Genomic DNA, 18,746 nt, shown 5'->3' with positions numbered 1-18,746 from the left:
ATTCCCTATCCTGACAATAAATATGTCGCAATCTATAAAGTGAAACTTCCATCAGTGCAGTAACACTCACTGATGGTTAGTTGAACCAATCAGGTAATTACTGACGCTTGCTCTCCCACTCATCCTTCGTTGACTATTCTATGTTATGACATAGGGGTCTTAGCATCAATTGAAACGTGATAAATACAAAAACCCCTTCCTTTTATATTAATTAAGGAAGAGGGTTTCAAAAAATGATTTTGTATACCTAGGGAGTAGATGGAGAATGTTAAAAACTATGAAGGTTATTACAATTATGAGTTATCAGTTAATATATTTTAAAATTATTTATGGCATTCAACTTCATCAGCTTGTTTAATGATCGAAATTACTTCGTCTGCTACATGATGAGCAAGAGACAAGTGTGAAGTAAATCCTACACACGAACAATTCATTTCGCCAAGAACATAACAATCGTTTCCTTGTTCATCTGTATCCAAAATAAAATCAGCGGTCCAAATGAGTGGGAGATCATATCCACCGAGTTTCTCTGTAATAGATTGTAAGTTACCTGTGAATAAGTCCATTAATTCCTGCCATTCTTCTGGCTTATCGTAGCGATATTTTGCTCCTGAGAATAAGGTTGCTGAGAATGCATCGTCTCCATCAGCTGGTTTCTTATGCACAACATTCATGGGCTTATCGTTGATCATGAAGATACGAATTTCACCTTCCTTGATTCGATGAAGGAATGGCATATCAACAAGCATACCGTTATCACCAACAATATATTGTTCGCAGAACTCCATAAATTCTCCTAACTCACGTTCTTCAACGTGATTATCCTTCGCTTCTGTACACCTTACTTTTGCGTCTAATTTCACACTACCATGCTGATCAATTGCATCAATATCTATTAGAACAACTCTCCAAATACCTTCACCTGTTGAACCACGATTTTGCTTCAGCACCCGTTCACCATTTGCAAGCTGTTTTGGAAAGTTTCTTTTAAATTCTTCGATTTCATAATAAGAAAATGTATCACTTGGCACTAGATCAGTATCACGTAGTTTCACTAGTGCATCCTTCGCACCATACTTGCTCATAGCATCAGGATGAGCCATGCCGATAACACCATTGTTCACAAGTTCGTGTAACATTTCAAAATATACTTTTTCACTTTTTAAATTCCCTGGATTAATGCGACTTACATAAGCATCAGCCTCTGTTAAAACCTTCTCTAAAATTTCATCTTTTTTATCATCTGAATAGAAGATAACTTCCGCTTCCCAATCACGCTCATTTAATGCATTAACCATTGGCATAGTGTCTGGTCTGTACCCGTCCGGTCCTTTATCAGTACCTTCACGAACTTCAAAGAAAACTACTTTCTTCTTCAAATCTCCCACACTCCCTAATATATATTTATAGTTGCTTAATTTTGAGCAACTATAATAACAAAATCATAAAGAAGTTATGAAAAATAACCCTACAGATCTATAATACAACAAACACAATTAATTAATAATGGAAATTGTGGCATTTATATGGATTCTTTGTAAAATTATTGTAATTAATTAAAAATATTTACCTATAAATTAATTTTCACATTTCACAAACATGACTTTTGGATTACTTATAAACGTAACGATTACTATTTGCAAATCGTAATTGTTACGATATAATAAGCGAAGTATTCAATTATTATAGAAGGGAATGTTTATATTGAACAAATGGGGTAAACTCACATTAGCTTTAACTATATTATTTGGCATATTTCTTTCAGGGTGTGCAAATAATGATTCTGAACAACAGGAACAACAAAGTACAAGTGAAGATCACTTAGAAATCTATACAACACTTTTTCCGTTTGAAGATTTCGCTAAAAAAATTGGTGGTACATACGTAACTGTTGAATCCATCATTCCTCCTGGTTCAGATGCTCATAATTATGAACCAACAACCCAAACTATGATTCAGTTAGCTGATGCGGACTTATTCATATATAGTAATGATGACATGGAAACATATGCTAAATCGATGGCAGAATCACTAAAAGCGGAACAAGTTACTGTCTTACAGGCTTCTGAAGGCATTAATTTATTAGAACATGGTCATGAAGATCAAGGTGACAAAACTACAGAAGATCAGCATGAAGACAATGAACATGAGGAAAATCATACTGAGAGTGTTGAAAATGAAGAAAATCACACTGAAGATGATGAACACGCTCATGAAGAATATGATAAAGATCCACATGTATGGCTTGACCCAACTCTCTCTATTCAGTTAGCAAATAATATTAAAGAACAGCTAATCGAATTGAAACCAGAAGCAAGTGAAACATTTAATAAAAACTTTGAACAATTAAAGCTCCAATTACTAGAGTTAGATTCTCAATTTCATAAACTTACTGATACTACTAATAAAAGAAAAATTCTTGTTTCTCATGCAGCCTATGGGTATTGGGAGCAGGCTTACGGAATTGAGCAAATTAGTATAACTGGTCTATCACCAACAAATGAACCATCTCAAAGACAACTTGAAACCATTATTGAGACGGCTAAACAAAACGATCTTCAATATATTATATTCGAACAGAATGTTAAACCAAAGATTGCTAATATTATTAAAGATGAACTAGGTGCTGAGACCCTTCAACTTCATAATCTATCAGTTCGTACAGATGAAGAAATCTCAAATGATGAAGACTACTTCAGTATCATGGAGAAAAATCTGAATACATTAGAACAAGCGTTAAAATAATGTTATATATCCATCAATAGCTAATCTCCTATCTTCATTGTCAGATTATTGTTTTGCACTTCGCATTGTTCAATTGCTTAACTTGCAAATTATGCATATCAATGAATACACATATCATTTTAAAATACCCCCTGACTAGTTTTTTCAGTCAGGGGGTATTCTCATTCGATTTAACGAACGTATTCGGCTAATGCCATTATTTCACCTTTAGAAAGTTGGGATTGCTCTTCATATTGGTGTCGACTAATTGCATCTTCAATCGTTTTCGCACTTCCATCATGAAGGTATAGTTCTGTAGCCCACACCCCGCTCAATGTTGGTGTATCAAATTCATTTCTATTTCTAGGGTTTGTGAAATTTGCACGTGCATCTCCATCAGAATTTACATCAAATTCAGGTATCAACTCTTTGCCAATACGTTTGGATCAATCGCAATATATTTGAGCCCGTACGTTGTGTGTTAGGCAATTGAAAAAATCTCTTTACAATCTGATTGATAACTGCCTGTACATATTGCCTTCAATTTAGTGAAGGATGACGTTCACCAATTGATTGGTGATAAAAGGCTACAGGACAACGTAAAAACGACTCTAACGCTTGATCTGTTATCGTCTTCACATGAATAACATGTTCGTTCATTCTTTCCTCTCCCTTATTATTTTAGTTAGGATACTGTTTCAAGTGATTTTGCAATTGAACACCACGATCTTCTTGCGTATAGTGTTGGGATATTATTTTGCTTTGCTTTATTTTTAATTGTATTTGCTAAGTTATGATTAATGAAGTCAGTTAAAATGAGAATGATATCTACTTGTTCTGGAATTTTTCTGTGAACCATTTTAACTTTACGACCATCTATATGTGTAACATTAGAAAATCCATATTCGAGAAGGTTTTTTTCAATTTTCCCAAGACGATCTGCTCCAATGATTAATATATTTTCCATCTCATTCACCTCTATCATCATTCTAATTGAGAATGATTATCTATGTCAATGTAATTGAGAAACATTTTCATAAGTATAATGCCTACTTTTTTTCTACAAACTAATTTATGTAACTGAATTCTTTATACTAAGGAGGAACAATAATGGCACAAGATGTATTATGTGAAGTACGAAACTGTAGTTTTTGGAAGAATGGAAACAATTGTTCTGCTTCTGAAATTTATGTAGTTAGTCATAGTGGTAATCAAGCCAATAATCAACATGAAACTGACTGTAAAACATTTGATCCTAAGAGTTAACTTCTGAAAATAAAACTAACAATAGTAAAAACTTCTACAAGAGTGAAATTTCCATACTCTCTTGTAGAAGTTTTTTGATGTTTATTCGACTATATAAACAAAACCAATCCATGATTACAGGCTGGATTGGTCTTGTTCATTTATTTGTTTTTTAATTTTAGATGCTGAAAGTTGAAAAAAGCCACTCGTTAAAAGCATACAGAATGTAGAAACTAGAATTATAAGAAGCTGCTCATTTGTTTTTTGCTCCATTAGCATAAGTGTACCCATAAAGAAAAAGATACTTATCATAAGTAGTATTTTTGAATAATTTGTATAATCTTGAACTTTGTCACTTAATCTATCAAACTGCTGAGATTCCATGCTACCCCTCCTGAAACCTTACTATATCTCCACTATAACATAGAAAGTTACAGGAAATGGGAAGCAATATCCACCAGATTATCCATCTATTCAAAAATGGAATGAACTCAAATACGTGATGTTAATCTTGGCGTTTTACGTTCTCTACGAATTCTAGTACAAGTTCAGATGAATGTAATGCAGCCTTATCTAGGAATTGATCGAATGATATATTAGAATCTTTGCCAGCAATATCAGATAGGGCACGAATTACAACAAATGGAATATTAAATTGATGACAAACTTGAGCAATCGCTGCTGCTTCCATCTCTGCAGCAATTAAGTCATCAAACTTATCACGTACGAACTCAACTCGCTCTGTATCGTTCATAAATGAATCTCCTGTAACAATAAGTCCTTTTACAGTTTGAACACTTGTTATGTTTTTTGCTGCATCCATAGCCGCATCAACTAATTTATCGTCTGCTTTAAATGCTGCTGGTAAATGTGGGACTTGTCCATACTCGTAACCGAAAATCGTAACATCGACATCATGGTGACGAACTTCAGTTGATACGACAATATCACCAACATTTAAGTCTTCTCTGAATCCACCAGCAGAACCTGTATTAATGACAATATCAGGTTTATAGCGATCAAGTAAAAGTGCTGAGCTCATTGCAGCATTTACTTTTCCAATTCCAGAACGTAATAATACTACTTCTACGCCATTAATGTTCCCAGAATAAAACTCGAATCCTCCAATAACCTCTTTTTCTCTATGACCTATTTTATTTTTCAAAATTTGAATTTCTTCTTCCATTGCACCAATAATGCCAATTTTCATGTGTTATCCTCATTTCTATATGTGATTATAATTTTTTTTAACAATTGTTGAATATCCCATCTTTATGTATAAATATTGGACAATAAACGATAGTCAACTAACAAGCTATAAGGTGAGAAAGAATATCCCAGTGATGAAAGTTTCTCTTTATTATACTTTTAGAACAGTTTTCTACGCAAGCAAACGACAATTTTTGTTATCCATAGATTATTGTATCCCTTACGATAAAATAGGCCCTAAACAATTATTTACTTGAAGTTAAATACTTATGATTGTTATAATTGCTTATTATTTAAAAAGGACGGATGATATATGCAAATTAAATTAGAACGAATTGAAGACAAGGTTGAGTTTTTTGAAGCTTTGACCTTAAAAGATTTAGAAAGTAAAGTAAATGAAAAAATCGAACAAAACCAAGCAATACTTCTTAATGTTCATTCTGTTTCACATCAATCACACATTGATTATGAATCAGGTAAAACATACTTTACTGCAGTCGTACATTTCAAAACAAAATAGCTTATTTTATTACACCTGCCCATTTTGCTTTCAACACGGTTAAGGTAGAAGGATAAGCCATAGCAAAAACACAAAAGCACCTTCTCTCAACAAGAAAAGGTGCTTTCTATATTACTGATAAGGATTGCTTTCAAGTACTTCAACTGTTACAGGTTGCCAACCTTTGCTCTCAATCCATTGTAATTGCACACGATAGATTTCTGTATTGTCCTTCGTACTTACAGTAACTGTTGACGTATTCGGACTACCACCATTACCTAACCACCATACAATCATATCATCTTGAGAAATATTTGTAGCAGTTTCTGTAGCTCGTAACATTTCGTTCCAATCTGCTGATCCCTCTTCGTAGGAAGTGACATGCACCCCTTCTTGCTCTGTTTCAACTGGGTCCCATTCACCTTCAATTACTTCTGAAACAACTTCTTCACTTGTTTCAGTATTACTTGTTTCCTTTGAGCTTTCAATTGACTCTTCTGTTTCACTTATTTTTTCTGAGTCTTTTTCTTGCTCTTGTTCTTGCTCTATCACATCATCTTTATATGTTTCTGGTGTTGTAGGTCCATAGACAAACTCAGGCTTCTCCTTAGCTCCTATAGAAAGACTAATAACTAACACAAACAATAGGGTTGCAAATACGCCTGCAATCATTAACATTAATCCACTTATTTTCTTCTTTTTCCTTCTGTTCTGATAACGCGATTGTTGAGGCATTAACAGATCCTCCTCTAATGAAAAAATATTTCTCTCTATTTATTCGATACATCTCTGTCTTTTTAGTTGGTTTCCTATGAATTCTCCGTTAATTTAGTTGGTAATTAACTACCAGAACATTGTACCATATTTCCCATTTTTATATACAAAAAAAGTACTATAAATCGTTGTTTAAGTTATGTATTATTTTTACCATATCAGCGAATACATCATTTGTTTGCGTCTCCCATGAATTGACCTGCATATTTACAACAACAAGAGCATATCGAGGTCGTTCTACAGGAAAATAACCTACAAACCATTTATTCTCATAACCTGTTGAACCTATTTCAGCTGTTCCTGATTTTCCAGCAACAGTGTAGGGCAAAGTTCGAAAAACTTTTCCTGTACCTGATTCAACTACTTCTCTTAATAATTGCTGAAGCTTACTAATTGTATATGGAGATAATTTTTCATCTGCAAGTGTTTGTTTTGGAAATTCAAAGAGAACTGCCCCATTTTTATAAATGATTTTATCAACTCCACGCACTTGCTTCACTCTACCATCATCTGCAATTGTTGCAACCATATTAGCTACTGCCAATGGACTTATACGAACTTCTTTTTGACCAATTGCAGTTTGAGCAATAGCTCGTTCGGCTCCCTTATCTCGTTCATCTTTCCATATTATACTCGCTACTTCTTCTGGGAAATGGGAAAATGAACGATAATGGAAAACCTCTCCATTCCAACCAACAGGTGTAGTGAGTCCAAGCTTTTCAGCATATTCATCAATAATATTATCGTTTACACTAATCATTTCATTAGCTAGTTCAGCAAATGTGTTATTACAGCTTTGTGCAAAACTATCAACAAAATCAAGCTGGCCAAGTAATCGAGAAGCAGGCTTGTCTCCATACAGGTTCAGATCACAGTTAAACCTTCTACCGCGTAAATCAACATTTTCTATCGCAGCTGTTGCTGTTACGATTTTGAAGATTGATCCAGGAACTTGAGGTAAGATCATGTAATTTTTACCACCATCATTTTGAAACGGATTACCCATATCCATGTGTGGTCTACTCACCATAGCTAACACATCGCGACTCTGAATATCAAGTAACACTAATCCGCCTTTTTTTAATCCAGATTCGTCAATTAATCGTTCCGCTTCGTCTTGTACTTTTTTTTCTAATGTTGTATTTATTACAAGTGGATAAAATGGGTTTGAAGGTGCTGTATATTTCACATTCAATCCAAAGAGTGGTTGACCTTGATTGTCGACATGATATAGAAGCTTGGCCTCGCCTTCTTGCACGAGAAATTCATCGAAGGCTCGCTGTAATCCAGTTATGCCAATTGGTGTACGTGTTGAGATGTATCCTTTTTCTAACTTTTCTTCATAGCGTTCTTTTAATAACTCTTCATTTTCCCTAACTATGCCTATAAAATGCTCAGCTGATATGGAATTATTATCTGTTTCATAGTAAGTAGCAATGATACCTGGAACCTTTAAGTCATTCAACTCATTCATCTGTGTTTCTGATAACCTTAAGGGCTGATCTCCACCTAAAACGACAGGGCCCTCCGCAAGTTGTACCGTTTCCTCAAGATAAGATTTCCTCGTTCCTATAATGCGAGCCACCTCATCAACTGGCCATTCCATCTGTTTCAGGAACGGAAATAATATTAAGCTAGGATAATAATCGTTGTATAACGGGTCCCCATTACGGTCTACAAATCGTCCTCTACCATTATCCAAAACAATCCCTTGCGTTCGTTGTTGAACACTTTCTTCAATGAGATTTACATGATGTTTTGAAAATGACTCTGTTGCGAACAATTGAATATATGCTAATCTAGAAACTAATATAATTAATCCGACCATTACAAAAATTGCTGTGTGGTGGATCCTTAATTTTGGCTTCATGTAAAAACACCTCGTCTACATTTTGGACGAGGTGTTTGTTGTTCAAACGTATGAAGTGAAACTTCCATCAGATGTTTTTCCTTCTGATAGCTTCTTGAATCATTCATACAATTACTGATTCTCACCATTCTACTTATATTTTATGTAACAAGCAATGGTTTGAAGTTCGAAACTTGATGATCAGTTAATTTTATAAAATAAGGGTTAGTTTACACTTACAATCTTTACTGTCATTTCTCCACCTGGTGTTTGAACGACTACTTCTTCACCGACTGAACGTCCTAATAAGCTTTTCGCCATCGGTGAATCATTAGAAATACGACCTTCAAATGGATCAGCCTCTGCACTTCCAACAATCGTATACGTTTCCTCTTCATCACCAGGAAGTTCTGTGAATGTTACTGATTTTCCTAATGAAACGACATCTGTTTCCCCTTGAGCTTCTTCAATGATGACTGCATCACGGATCATTTTCTCTAATGTAGCAATACGTGATTCTACGAATGCTTGTTCATCCTTCGCTGCATCGTACTCTGAATTCTCAGATAAGTCCCCAAAACCACGTGCGATTTTAATACGTTCAACCACTTCTTTACGCTTTTCTGTTTTTAAATATTCCAGTTCATTTTCTAACTTTGTTTTACCCTCTTCGGTCATATAGTAACCTTTTTCTTCAGCCACAGAAATCACTCCTTCAACATAGTTATAACTCTTTTGTTCTGATTTGTTCGATTAATGAATCATTGCTGACATATCTCTCGAATTTATACATGTTCTTACGATACGATTAAAGTAGCAAAAACATGTATAAAAAGCACAGCTTTTTTCCAATGCGTATACATCAGGATGAAAGCTGTACTTTTTCACTTTGCTCTTACCGTGTTTTGATCGTATACCGCCTTTTCTATGCTATTACAAAATGCGGTTTTCTTCAAGAATTGTTTGAATTTTTGTTACCATCAAGTCGATAGCAACATTATTTTTTCCGCCTTCTGGGATAATAACATCAGCATAACGTTTCGTTGGTTCAATGAATTGTTCATGCATTGGACGTACAACAGAGACATATTGTTGAATAACTGAATCAATCGTTCGACCGCGCTCTTTAATATCACGCATCATTCGACGAATAATACGTAAGTCGGCATCTGTATCTACGAATAACTTAATATCCATCAAATCACGAAGACGCTCATCTTCTAAAATCAGAATGCCTTCAAGAATGATAACATCTCTCGGCTCAATATGAATAACATCACTAGAGCGAGTATGCATTTCATAATCGTACACAGGTTTTTGAATTGGTTTGTATTCAAGTAATTGGTTAATATGCTCAATTAATAAGTCATTATCAAATGCAAGTGGATGATCATAATTAGTCTTTAAACGTTCTTCCATCGGAAGATCACTTTGATCCTTATAATAGTAATCTTGTTCAATAACTAAAATTGACTGACCAGTAAAATGCTTATGAATCGCTCTTGTTACAGTTGTTTTACCTGAGCCGGATCCACCTGCAATTCCTAGAACAACGGGTTTTTTTCTCATCTTAGATGTTTTCCTTTCTCATCATGTTATAAGGGTAGACAGGTTTCTCAACTTTGAAGCGTACAATCTGTAATGGGTGGCGTGCTGCATCAATTTCTTCGCCGTCCTCATCATAAATAACGTCTACAATTTGAGTAAAGTTTTCAATCTCAGGACCGAAAAACTCGATCTCATCTCCTGGACGGAAATGATTGCGTTGTTGTAAAGTTACGATTTGAGTTTCGTTATCATATTCTAGGACAAGACCAGCGAAATCATACTTCGTTGCCTGCTTATGATTAACAAACATTTGCTCTTGGTATCCTGGAGTTCCTTCAAAGAATGCTGGCGCAGCTGGACGATTTGCACACTTATCAAGCTCATTCAACCACTCTACATCGATTTTAAAGTTATCTGGATCTTCACAATATGCGTCAATCACTTTACGATATACACTTGTAACAGTTGCAACATAATGGATTGATTTCATACGACCTTCCACTTTTAAACTATCCACACCTATATCAATCATTTTAGGAATAGATTGAATTAAGTTGAGGTCTTTTGGACTCATTGCAAATGGTGCTGCATCTTTGTCAAAGAAGCGATTCTCATCATTTCCATCAAGCTCCATTAAATCATAGTCCCAACGACAAGACTGACAACAGCCTCCACGGTTTGAATCACGAGCTGTCATATGGTTACTTAACGTACAACGACCAGAATATGAGATACACATTGCTCCATGTACAAATGCTTCAATTTCAATATCCACATTCTCTTTAATCTCTTTTACTTCTTCATAGCTTGTCTCACGTGCTAATACGACACGCTCAAGTCCTTCCTCTTTCCAGAATTGAGCAGTTTTCCAGTTTGTCAATGATTGTTGCGTACTTAGGTGACGCTCCAATTTCGGTGCAACACGTCCACACGTTTCAATAATTAAAGGATCAGCAACGATAATCCCTGTAATTCCAGCATCTTGGAGACCAAGTAAATATTCTTCAAGCCCATCCATATTTTCATTATGAGCATAAATATTAGTCGTCACATAGACCTTTGCTCCATATTGATTTGCAAACTTTACCCCTTCAGTCATTTCCTCTAGTGAAAAGTTATCTGCATTTGAACGTAGACCAAATTCTCGACCACCGATATATACTGCATCCGCACCATATCTAATCGCAATCTTTAACTTTTCTAAACTCCCAGCAGGGGCGAGAAGTTCAGGCTTTTTAATGATTTTACGTTTTCCGTTCTCTACTACGGTAGGTACTGCAATTGCCATATTTCTCACACTCCTTAATATACCGTTTCTTTATAGAAGAAACCTGAATCAAGTTCGCGGTTCTTAGGTTGGATTGATTCAATTTCCTCTAACAATGACTCTTTTTTATCTTCATAAGCATCCCGATCATCCACACATAAGTCTATTGCTTCACGCCATTTGCTCGTTACTTGAACAAGGTATTCCTTAGATTTCAAAATACCATCAATTTTAAAACTTGTTATGCCTGAATCAATCATTTCTTCAATGTCGTCAATGATACACATATCATTTGGACTCATAATATGAGTGCCATTTTCATCTTCAAATATTGGGTACTTATTGTCTCGTTCAGGGTCAAATAAAAACATTTCTTTCTTGGCACGACGATTTTCTACTTCCATCATTTTACCTTGATATTCAAAGTAATTACCGATCAATGCCCGTTTTGATTGAAACATACAAGTCATTCCGTGAACTTGTACTTCTACTTCCACTTCAGCATTTTCTGCAATCTCAACAATGGCATCCATGTTTATTTCACGAGCAAGCACTGCACGTTTTGCTCCTTTACTTCCCCAATAATTACATGTAAACCAGTTAGTAGCAGTCGTTTCTGTATTCCAGTGTAACTTCATGTTAGGTGCAACTTCACGAGCTGCCATCAATACAGCAGGGTCACCAAATACAATTGCATCCGCACCAGCTTCACTTACGAATTTCACATAATCAGATAACTCTTCTACCTTATCATTGTGAAACAATGCATTCATTGCTATATAAACTTTCATACCTTTATTATGAGCGATTGTTATCGATGCTTTAACGTCTTCACGTCCAAATTCTCCAGCAAGACGCAACCCATAACGTTGTTCTCCAATTATAATTGCCGTTGCACCAGCATCAGCAAGTAATTCAATATCATTCATACATGTCGGTGTTACTAATAATTCTGGTTTTTTCAACAATCTCACCTCTTTTGACTTACTGCTATTCCATCTCCTACAGGAAGGAGTGTTGTATCATATTCTACTTGCTCAAATAACCATTCATTGTAATGACGAATCTTCATAGCTATTTTCCTGGTCCGCTTACTCGCTTCTTCCTCTTTTGCGACAAAACCTTTAAAAAGAACATTGTCTGATATGACAATACCTTGTTTTGATAGGAAAGGAGTATACAACTCAAAGAATTTCTGATACTGTCCCTTTGCAGCATCAATAAATATACAATCATATGGGGCACACTCACCAGCTTGCCCTTGTTGTTCAAGTGCATCTCCATACAAGACATTTATACGATTTGATAACTGAGCTCTCTCAATATATTCAAGTGCTTTCTCATATCTTTCTTTATCACGCTCAATCGTTACAATTTCTACACGTGGCAATTCTTGTGCCATTCGAATCGCAGAATAACCGATTGCTGTTCCAACTTCTAGTATCTTTTTCGGTTGCTTCATCCGAAGTAATGTAAGCATTGTTTCCATTCCAATTAACTCCATAATCGGAACATCATGCTCTTTTGCGAACTTCTCCATCTCAAGAACTAATTCTGTCCTTTTTCCAATCAACCCTTCAACATAGTCCGTAATTTCATTCGAAATAATCACAACATATGCCCCCTTATTTCATTAAATTAACTCTAACAAATAGCAGCTGCTCTAAAAGGAGAAAAAACTAAAAAGTTGAAAGGTACTATTATAATAACGGATAAGAACTTTCACTCATTATATTACACCGCTTAACAATCAACTACGAGTATAAGAAGATTCGTAATAAGGCTGCTGCTCATTCTTCATTGTTTTATTTAATGCCTCAACTGGGAGCTTCACACCTCTGTACGTAATTCTTTTTTATCATTTAAAAGAAAAACACTTTTTAGAACACGCTATTAAGCAGTGTCTTAATATGTTAAATCTAACCTGACTTGTTAGTAACTTGTTAACAGAAAAAGTTCAGTCCAATCGAACTGAACCCGATATATTTTAACATAAGGACAAACGGAATGCGAAACTTTTTCACACTCCCGATATTAAAAACTCGATTTCTAATCCTGTTCTTTATATTGATCCCATTCATGCTTATATTGATTTTTCACATTATTATGTTCATCCAATGTCCTAGTAAAAAGCACTTCTCCATTTGGGCGAGCATAAAAATATAAGTAGTCTGTTTCAGATGGACTTAATGCTGCTTGAATAGATGTTTCTCCAGGACTTGCTATTGGACCTGGCGTTAAACCATTATTTTGATACGTATTGTATGCTGATTTTACTTCTAAATCTTCATAAGTTATTTGCACTGAGTGCTTTCCTAAGGAATATAGAACAGTAGGATCAGTTTGAAGTGGCATACCTAATTCAAGACGATTATAAAATACTGAAGAGATTGTCTCTCTATCAGCTAACTCTGTTGCTTCTTCCTCAATTAACGATGCCATCGTCAAAATTTCATGAACTGAATATGCTCCTTCTGATATAGTATTTTGATACGGTGCAAGCACAGATTCTGTCTTTGAAATCATTTTCTCAATAATTTTCTCTAATGAAGGAGTTTCTTCATAAAATTCATACGTAGCTGGGAATAAATACCCTTCTAACGGATAACGGATTGTCTGATCTAATAATTCATCTGATAATACACTCGGATATAACTCGATTAAATTTTGAATATATGCTTGATCATTTAACTTATTCATGATCTCTTCTTCAGAATAGTCCGTTTTCTTCGAAAGAATACTCGCAATTTCTTCCATATGCCTTCCTTCAGGAATAGTAACTTTAAAAACAGCATCTTTCATAACTTTTCCTGTTTTTAACTTTGCAAGGATTTCATCAATTGTCATTGATGGGCTAAATTCATAATCACCTGCTTGAAAGCCAGTTTCATTACGAAATTTTATATAGTAACGAAAAACTCTTGCATCCTTTATAATATCATTCTCTTCTAAGATATTAGCAATTGCACGAGTTGAGGAACCAATCGGAATTGTTACATTCACAGTTTTTTCACTCGTTGGGTCAATAGGTTCCATGGCGGATTGCAAATAGAAGAAACCTCCAATTCCTCCACCTAGTAAGAGAATTCCTAACACAAGAACAACCGATAAGACAATCTTTCTAACTATGCTCGCCTCTTTCTGTAACTCTTGTAAACGTCTTATTCGATTACCTGTTTCGTTTGAATCATTCGAACTCACACAAACTCCCCCTAACACCTACAATAGATAAATTGAAACTTCCATTATAAAGATCATTCACTATACTATAATGGTCGTTTGTTGTTATAATTTCACATGCCTTATAACACTTAGGTAAGAATTAGAATCACCTAAGTTTATTCATCCCTCTATTATACTATAACTTATCCATTTTTCGATTGTGAATCGATGTAATCATTGTCAAAATACCGTATTTTTTTGTAATATTTAGGTATTTAAACTCACAAAAAAAACAGGGGAAAAATCCCCTGCCGTATTATTCATCTTCTTCTGAGAAAGTATTAAGCATTTCCTCAACCATGTCCCATTCTTCATCCGTATCAATTGGATACAACTGAATATCATCTGGTTGATCACCAGTTTCTTCAAATCGAAAAGCAAATACTTCTACCTCTTCATCACCATCATTCTCTGTTTCAACAGGAACAACAACCATGTAAGATTTCTCAGTTTCATCTACGTCAAACGTAAATAATACTTCAAATAAATGCTCATCTCCATTTTCATCTGGAATAACAATTCTTTCTTTTTCTTCGTTTGCCATTTGTAGTCACCTCTTATTTTTTACTGTCTAAATACCCTTGAAGAATCATTACAGCTGCCATTTTATCAATAACTTTCTTACGTTTCTTACGACTGACATCACCTGTTATAAGGACACGTTCAGCAGCCATCGTAGATAAGCGTTCATCCCACATAATAACTGGAAGATTAAGCTTCTCTTTTAACAGTTCAGCATACTTTTGGCATGCTTCACCTCTGGGACCGATTGTACCGTTCATATTCTTTGGAAGACCAACTAAAATTGTATCTACTCCATATTGCGCAACAAGCTCGTCAATACGCTTGATTCCAGTGTTATGCATATGTTCTTGCATATCTACCTTTATCGTCTCAATACCTTGCGCTGTCCAACCAAGCTCATCACTAACGGCAACACCAATCGTTTTTGTCCCAACATCAAGACCTAGTACTCGCATGCTTACTTTCCTTTCTGGTGTGTCTCTAAGTATGATTTCACAAGATCTTCAATAATTTCATCCCGTTCAAGTTTACGAATGGTATTCCTTGCATCTTTATGTCGAGGAATATAGGCAGGATCACCTGATAATAAATAGCCAACAATTTGGTTGATCGGGTGATATCCTTTTTCTTGAAGTGCATCATGAACGGTTAACAAGACGTCCTTCACATTGGTGTCTATCGGTTCCTCGTGAAAATTAAAATGCATCGTCTTATCAAATTGACTCACGTATTCGACACCTCACATTTCTTTATATGTGAGGAAAGAGAATCGTATTATTCAACCGTTCTCTTTCCTCTTAAATCCATTCTTCTTTTATTGTACATGAATAGTGAACAATTAGGAAACAGATTTAACCCATTCTTTCGCGTATGCTAACGCATCTTGTAACTGTTCTGGGTTTTTACCACCTGCTTGAGCCATATCTGGGCGGCCACCACCACCACCACCACAACGAGTTGCAACTTCTTTGATTAATTTACCAGCATGGAAGCCTTTGTCAATCAAATCTTTCGTAACACCAGCAGATAGATTTACTTTGTCACCACTTACAGAACCAAGAATAACGATACCAGTTCCTAGTTTGTTCTTTAATTCATCGACCATACTACGTAAGTTATTCATATCAGAAGCATCGACCTGCTTAGCTAACAATTTAACGCCGTCAACTTCCTCTACTTCGTTCATAAGGCTGCCTGCTTCAATATTACTTAACTTTGCGGATAATGAATCATTCTCACGTTGCATTTGTTTCATCTCATCATTTAGTGCATCGATACGTGATGGTACATCTTTCAGGTTCGTTTTAAGCTTCTCTGCTGCTTCTTTGAGCACATTTACTTGTTCATTTAATAACTTATACGCAGCTTCCCCTGTTACTGCTTCAATTCGACGAGTACCTGCACCAATTCCTGACTCTGATACGACTTTGAATAGACCAATATTTGCTGTATTTCGAACGTGACAGCCTCCACAAAGCTCTAAGCTATAATCACCTACTCTAACTACTCGTACGACATCCCCATATTTTTCTCCAAACAGTGCCATAGCACCCATTGCTTTCGCTTCATCAATTGATTTACTCATCGTTTCAACTTCAATGCTTGCCCATACTTTCTCATTTACTAACTCTTCGATTTTCTCAAGTTCATCAGGTTTAATTTGTCCAAAATGTGAGAAATCAAAACGAAGGCGATCTGGTGCAACTAGAGAGCCTGCTTGATTTACATGTTCTCCAAGTACATCTTTCAACGCTTGATGTAATAAATGTGTAGCTGTATGGTTTTTCACAATTTTGCTTCGTTTACCTTCCTCTACAATTAGATTCAGTTTTAAACCATTTGTTAATGTGCCTTTTTTAACGATTACATGATGTAAATGCTGACCGTTTGGTGCTTTTTGTACATCTTTTACAGTTAGTTCGATACCTTCACCACTCATCGTCCCTTGGTCAGCAATTTGTCCACCACTTTCGGCATAGAATGGTGTTTGATCTAATATGACTTGTACTTCATCACCTTCTTGCACACTGTCTACATATTCCCTATTTTGCAGGAGAGCAATTACTGTCGCTTCAATATAATTGTTATCGTATCCGACAAATTCACTTTCTTCTTTTAAGTCAGAAAGTACGCCACCTTGAACTTGCATCGATCCATCATCTTTACGAGCTGCACGTGCTCTGTCACGCTGTGCTTGCATTTCACGCTCAAAGCCATCTTTATCAATCGTCATGCTTTCTTCTTCTGCATATTCTTCAGTTAATTCGTATGGGAAACCATATGTATCATACAGTTTGAATGCATCCTCACCTGGAATAACATTGCTATTGTTTAGTTTTGCTTTTTTAATAACCTCTGATAAGATTGCTAACCCTTCATTCAACGTTTCATGGAAACGCTCTTCTTCTGTTTTAATCACACTCTGTATAAAATCTGTTTTCTCTTTCACTTCTGGATAGAAATCTACCATGATCTCTCCAACGATTGGAACGAGTTCAAACATAAATGGGCGATTAATGTTTATTTGTTTCGCATAACGAACGGCACGACGTAGAAGGCGACGCAATACATATCCACGACCTTCATTTGATGGAAGCGCACCATCACTTATTGCGAAAGTGACAGTTCGAATGTGGTCCGCAATAACTTTAAAGGCTACATCCTTTTCTTCAGATTCATTGTACTTTTGCTCTGCTATTTTTTCTGTTGATTGAATAATTGGCATGAATAAGTCTGTATCAAAATTTGTGCGAACATCTTGGATAACTGAAACCATACGTTCCAAACCCATGCCTGTATCAATATTTTTCTTAGGTAGTGGTGTATACGTATCATCTGGATTATGGTTAAATTGTGAGAACACAAGGTTCCAAATTTCAAGATAACGTTCATTTTCTCCACCTGGGAACAACTCAGGGTCTGATAGGTCATTTCCGTACGCTTCTCCACGATCATAGAATATTTCTGTATTAGGACCACTTGGACCTTCACCAATATCCCAGAAGTTACCTTCCAATCGAATGATTCGATCCTCTGGAATACCAATTTCGTTTAACCAAATTTCATATGCTTCTTCATCTTCTGGATGAATCGTAACAGAAAGACGCTCAGCTTCAAATCCGATCCACTTTTCATCGGTTAAAAATTCCCAAGCCCAATGAATCGCTTCTTTTTTGAAATATTCTCCGATAGAGAAGTTACCTAACATTTCAAAAAATGTGTGGTGTCGCGCTGTCTTACCAACATTTTCAATATCATTCGTTCTAATAGATTTTTGGGCATTACAAATGCGTGGATTTTCTGGTGTTACACGACCATCAAAATATTTCTTCAATGTTGCAACACCACTATTAATCCAAAGTAATGTTGGATCTTCATGTGGGACGAGAGATGCACTAGGTTCTACTGCATGTTCTTTTTCTTTAAAGAAATCTAGAAACATTTGTCTTACTTGTGTCGAAGATAATTTCTTCATTCTTACATCCTCCTAATTATTATGAAAAGTATAGTCTTGATTCAACCATAGTTAAAATTACATCCAAATTCTAAAAATCAACACATAAAATAATGAACATTATTAATAATATGTCTCGATTTTTTTCTAAGCTTAACTGCTCGAATTGTGACTTTGTGTTAAAAAACAAAAAACTCCCGCCCCTTATGCAGGGACGAGAGTATATTCTCGCGGTACCACCCTGATTATGAGCTAATCATACGTTGCTCATCATCTCAGTTCCACCATAACGTGGTGGTGACGGCAGGTTTTTGTGCCTGCACTCAGGATTAGCATTCGGTTACTCTTCATCCAGGATTTCTTCCAGCCTAGGAAATCCCTCTCTATATAACAGCAAAAAACTGTCTATGAATGGGCTGTAACGTACTCA

The 18,746-nt window shown here is 35.6% G+C and carries 19 protein-coding genes and 1 pseudogene; 3 read left to right on the top strand and 17 right to left on the bottom strand.

Annotation, left to right across the window (positions count from 1 at the left end; genetic code table 11):
- Positions 1 to 323: 323 nt before the first annotated feature.
- Positions 324 to 1,379 carry a Cj0069 family protein gene (locus BFG57_RS16245; protein ID WP_069718541.1) on the bottom strand — a complete coding sequence of 352 codons (1,056 nt, stop codon included), beginning with the start codon at positions 1,377 to 1,379 and terminating at the stop codon, positions 324 to 326.
- Between the two features lie 316 nt (positions 1,380 to 1,695).
- Between BFG57_RS16245 and BFG57_RS16240 the strand changes: the two genes are divergently transcribed.
- Positions 1,696 to 2,745 carry a metal ABC transporter solute-binding protein, Zn/Mn family gene (locus tag BFG57_RS16240; RefSeq protein WP_069718540.1) on the top strand — a complete coding sequence of 350 codons (1,050 nt, stop codon included), beginning with the start codon at positions 1,696 to 1,698 and terminating at the stop codon, positions 2,743 to 2,745.
- A 170-nt stretch (positions 2,746 to 2,915) separates the two neighbouring features.
- On the opposite strand, the pseudogene BFG57_RS16235 reads toward BFG57_RS16240, so the two are convergent.
- Positions 2,916 to 3,134, bottom strand: a pseudogene (locus tag BFG57_RS16235) (cytochrome c peroxidase); the annotation flags it as partial.
- 275 nt (positions 3,135 to 3,409) lie between these two features.
- Positions 3,410 to 3,691: a DUF2325 domain-containing protein gene (locus tag BFG57_RS16230; RefSeq protein ID WP_069718538.1), complete on the bottom strand. Its 282-nt coding sequence runs from the start codon at positions 3,689 to 3,691 to the stop codon at positions 3,410 to 3,412.
- Between the two features lie 143 nt (positions 3,692 to 3,834).
- On the opposite strand from BFG57_RS16230, the gene BFG57_RS16225 reads away from it, so the two are divergent.
- A complete protein-coding gene (locus BFG57_RS16225; protein WP_069718537.1) occupies positions 3,835 to 3,990 on the top strand; it encodes a DUF1540 domain-containing protein in 156 nt (51 codons plus the stop codon).
- A gap of 114 nt (positions 3,991 to 4,104) precedes the next feature.
- Here BFG57_RS16225 and BFG57_RS16220 read toward each other — a convergent pair whose 3' ends face one another.
- Both BFG57_RS16220 and mtnN read right to left on the bottom strand, forming a co-directional pair.
- Complete coding sequence (locus BFG57_RS16220; RefSeq protein ID WP_069718536.1) at positions 4,105 to 4,353, bottom strand: YrhC family protein; 249 nt, start codon at positions 4,351 to 4,353, stop codon at positions 4,105 to 4,107.
- 121 nt (positions 4,354 to 4,474) lie between these two features.
- Positions 4,475 to 5,179 carry a 5'-methylthioadenosine/S-adenosylhomocysteine nucleosidase gene (mtnN, locus tag BFG57_RS16215; RefSeq protein WP_069718535.1) on the bottom strand — a complete coding sequence of 235 codons (705 nt, stop codon included), beginning with the start codon at positions 5,177 to 5,179 and terminating at the stop codon, positions 4,475 to 4,477.
- 312 nt (positions 5,180 to 5,491) lie between these two features.
- Between mtnN and BFG57_RS16210 the strand changes: the two genes are divergently transcribed.
- The gene (locus tag BFG57_RS16210; RefSeq protein WP_069718534.1) at positions 5,492 to 5,698 is read left to right on the top strand and encodes a DUF2536 family protein; all 207 of its coding nucleotides are present in this window, start codon (positions 5,492 to 5,494) and stop codon (positions 5,696 to 5,698) included.
- Between the two features lie 111 nt (positions 5,699 to 5,809).
- Here BFG57_RS16210 and BFG57_RS16205 read toward each other — a convergent pair whose 3' ends face one another.
- From BFG57_RS16205 to alaS, 12 genes are all read right to left on the bottom strand, one after another.
- Positions 5,810 to 6,412: a YrrS family protein gene (locus tag BFG57_RS16205; RefSeq protein ID WP_069718533.1), complete on the bottom strand. Its 603-nt coding sequence runs from the start codon at positions 6,410 to 6,412 to the stop codon at positions 5,810 to 5,812.
- 157 nt (positions 6,413 to 6,569) lie between these two features.
- On the bottom strand, positions 6,570 to 8,321 hold the full coding sequence (locus BFG57_RS16200; protein WP_069718532.1) for a peptidoglycan D,D-transpeptidase FtsI family protein: 1,752 nt from the start codon (positions 8,319 to 8,321) through the stop codon (positions 6,570 to 6,572).
- A gap of 204 nt (positions 8,322 to 8,525) precedes the next feature.
- Complete coding sequence (greA, locus tag BFG57_RS16195; protein ID WP_069718531.1) at positions 8,526 to 9,002, bottom strand: transcription elongation factor GreA; 477 nt, start codon at positions 9,000 to 9,002, stop codon at positions 8,526 to 8,528.
- A gap of 231 nt (positions 9,003 to 9,233) precedes the next feature.
- Positions 9,234 to 9,869 carry a uridine kinase gene (udk, locus tag BFG57_RS16190; RefSeq protein WP_069718530.1) on the bottom strand — a complete coding sequence of 212 codons (636 nt, stop codon included), beginning with the start codon at positions 9,867 to 9,869 and terminating at the stop codon, positions 9,234 to 9,236.
- 1 nt (position 9,870) lies between these two features.
- A complete protein-coding gene (locus BFG57_RS16185; protein ID WP_069718529.1) occupies positions 9,871 to 11,136 on the bottom strand; it encodes a peptidase U32 family protein in 1,266 nt (421 codons plus the stop codon).
- Positions 11,137 to 11,150: 14 nt separating this feature from the next.
- On the bottom strand, positions 11,151 to 12,080 hold the full coding sequence (locus BFG57_RS16180; protein WP_069718553.1) for a peptidase U32 family protein: 930 nt from the start codon (positions 12,078 to 12,080) through the stop codon (positions 11,151 to 11,153).
- A 5-nt stretch (positions 12,081 to 12,085) separates the two neighbouring features.
- Positions 12,086 to 12,724 (bottom strand): O-methyltransferase, encoded by a 639-nt coding sequence (locus BFG57_RS16175; protein ID WP_069718554.1) that lies wholly within the window; start codon positions 12,722 to 12,724, stop codon positions 12,086 to 12,088.
- A gap of 440 nt (positions 12,725 to 13,164) precedes the next feature.
- The gene (mltG, locus tag BFG57_RS16170; protein ID WP_069718528.1) at positions 13,165 to 14,316 is read right to left on the bottom strand and encodes an endolytic transglycosylase MltG; all 1,152 of its coding nucleotides are present in this window, start codon (positions 14,314 to 14,316) and stop codon (positions 13,165 to 13,167) included.
- 277 nt (positions 14,317 to 14,593) lie between these two features.
- Positions 14,594 to 14,881, bottom strand: a complete 288-nt coding sequence (locus BFG57_RS16165) for a DUF1292 domain-containing protein (protein ID WP_069718527.1) — start codon at positions 14,879 to 14,881, stop codon at positions 14,594 to 14,596.
- A gap of 13 nt (positions 14,882 to 14,894) precedes the next feature.
- A complete protein-coding gene (gene ruvX, locus BFG57_RS16160) occupies positions 14,895 to 15,317 on the bottom strand; it encodes a Holliday junction resolvase RuvX (protein WP_069718526.1) in 423 nt (140 codons plus the stop codon).
- A gap of 2 nt (positions 15,318 to 15,319) precedes the next feature.
- Positions 15,320 to 15,589: an IreB family regulatory phosphoprotein gene (locus BFG57_RS16155; protein WP_069718525.1), complete on the bottom strand. Its 270-nt coding sequence runs from the start codon at positions 15,587 to 15,589 to the stop codon at positions 15,320 to 15,322.
- A 111-nt stretch (positions 15,590 to 15,700) separates the two neighbouring features.
- A complete protein-coding gene (gene alaS, locus BFG57_RS16150; RefSeq protein WP_069718524.1) occupies positions 15,701 to 18,337 on the bottom strand; it encodes an alanine--tRNA ligase in 2,637 nt (878 codons plus the stop codon).
- Between the last annotated feature and the right edge of the window lie 409 nt (positions 18,338 to 18,746).

Source organism: Bacillus solimangrovi (assembly GCF_001742425.1).
Taxonomy (GTDB): domain Bacteria; phylum Bacillota; class Bacilli; order Bacillales; family Bacillaceae_N; genus Bacillus_AV; species Bacillus_AV solimangrovi.
The sequence above is the reverse complement of the archived record's forward strand: the minus strand, read 5'-3'. Positions and strand labels throughout refer to the sequence as shown.

What these genes read in the sequence shown, in the direction of transcription:
- alaS (WP_069718524.1), bottom strand. Translation starts at nt 18,337, where the DNA reads ATGAAGAAATTATCTTCGACACAAGTAAGACAAATGTTTCTAGATTTC.
- BFG57_RS16210 (WP_069718534.1), top strand. Translation starts at nt 5,492, where the DNA reads ATGCAAATTAAATTAGAACGAATTGAAGACAAGGTTGAGTTTTTTGAA.
- BFG57_RS16185 (WP_069718529.1), bottom strand. Translation starts at nt 11,136, where the DNA reads ATGGCAATTGCAGTACCTACCGTAGTAGAGAACGGAAAACGTAAAATC.
- BFG57_RS16205 (WP_069718533.1), bottom strand. Translation starts at nt 6,412, where the DNA reads ATGCCTCAACAATCGCGTTATCAGAACAGAAGGAAAAAGAAGAAAATA.
- BFG57_RS16200 (WP_069718532.1), bottom strand. Translation starts at nt 8,321, where the DNA reads ATGAAGCCAAAATTAAGGATCCACCACACAGCAATTTTTGTAATGGTC.
- mtnN (WP_069718535.1), bottom strand. Translation starts at nt 5,179, where the DNA reads ATGAAAATTGGCATTATTGGTGCAATGGAAGAAGAAATTCAAATTTTG.
- BFG57_RS16240 (WP_069718540.1), top strand. Translation starts at nt 1,696, where the DNA reads ATGTTTATATTGAACAAATGGGGTAAACTCACATTAGCTTTAACTATA.
- ruvX (WP_069718526.1), bottom strand. Translation starts at nt 15,317, where the DNA reads ATGCGAGTACTAGGTCTTGATGTTGGGACAAAAACGATTGGTGTTGCC.
- udk (WP_069718530.1), bottom strand. Translation starts at nt 9,869, where the DNA reads ATGAGAAAAAAACCCGTTGTTCTAGGAATTGCAGGTGGATCCGGCTCA.
- BFG57_RS16225 (WP_069718537.1), top strand. Translation starts at nt 3,835, where the DNA reads ATGGCACAAGATGTATTATGTGAAGTACGAAACTGTAGTTTTTGGAAG.
- BFG57_RS16230 (WP_069718538.1), bottom strand. Translation starts at nt 3,691, where the DNA reads ATGGAAAATATATTAATCATTGGAGCAGATCGTCTTGGGAAAATTGAA.
- BFG57_RS16165 (WP_069718527.1), bottom strand. Translation starts at nt 14,881, where the DNA reads ATGGCAAACGAAGAAAAAGAAAGAATTGTTATTCCAGATGAAAATGGA.
- BFG57_RS16220 (WP_069718536.1), bottom strand. Translation starts at nt 4,353, where the DNA reads ATGGAATCTCAGCAGTTTGATAGATTAAGTGACAAAGTTCAAGATTAT.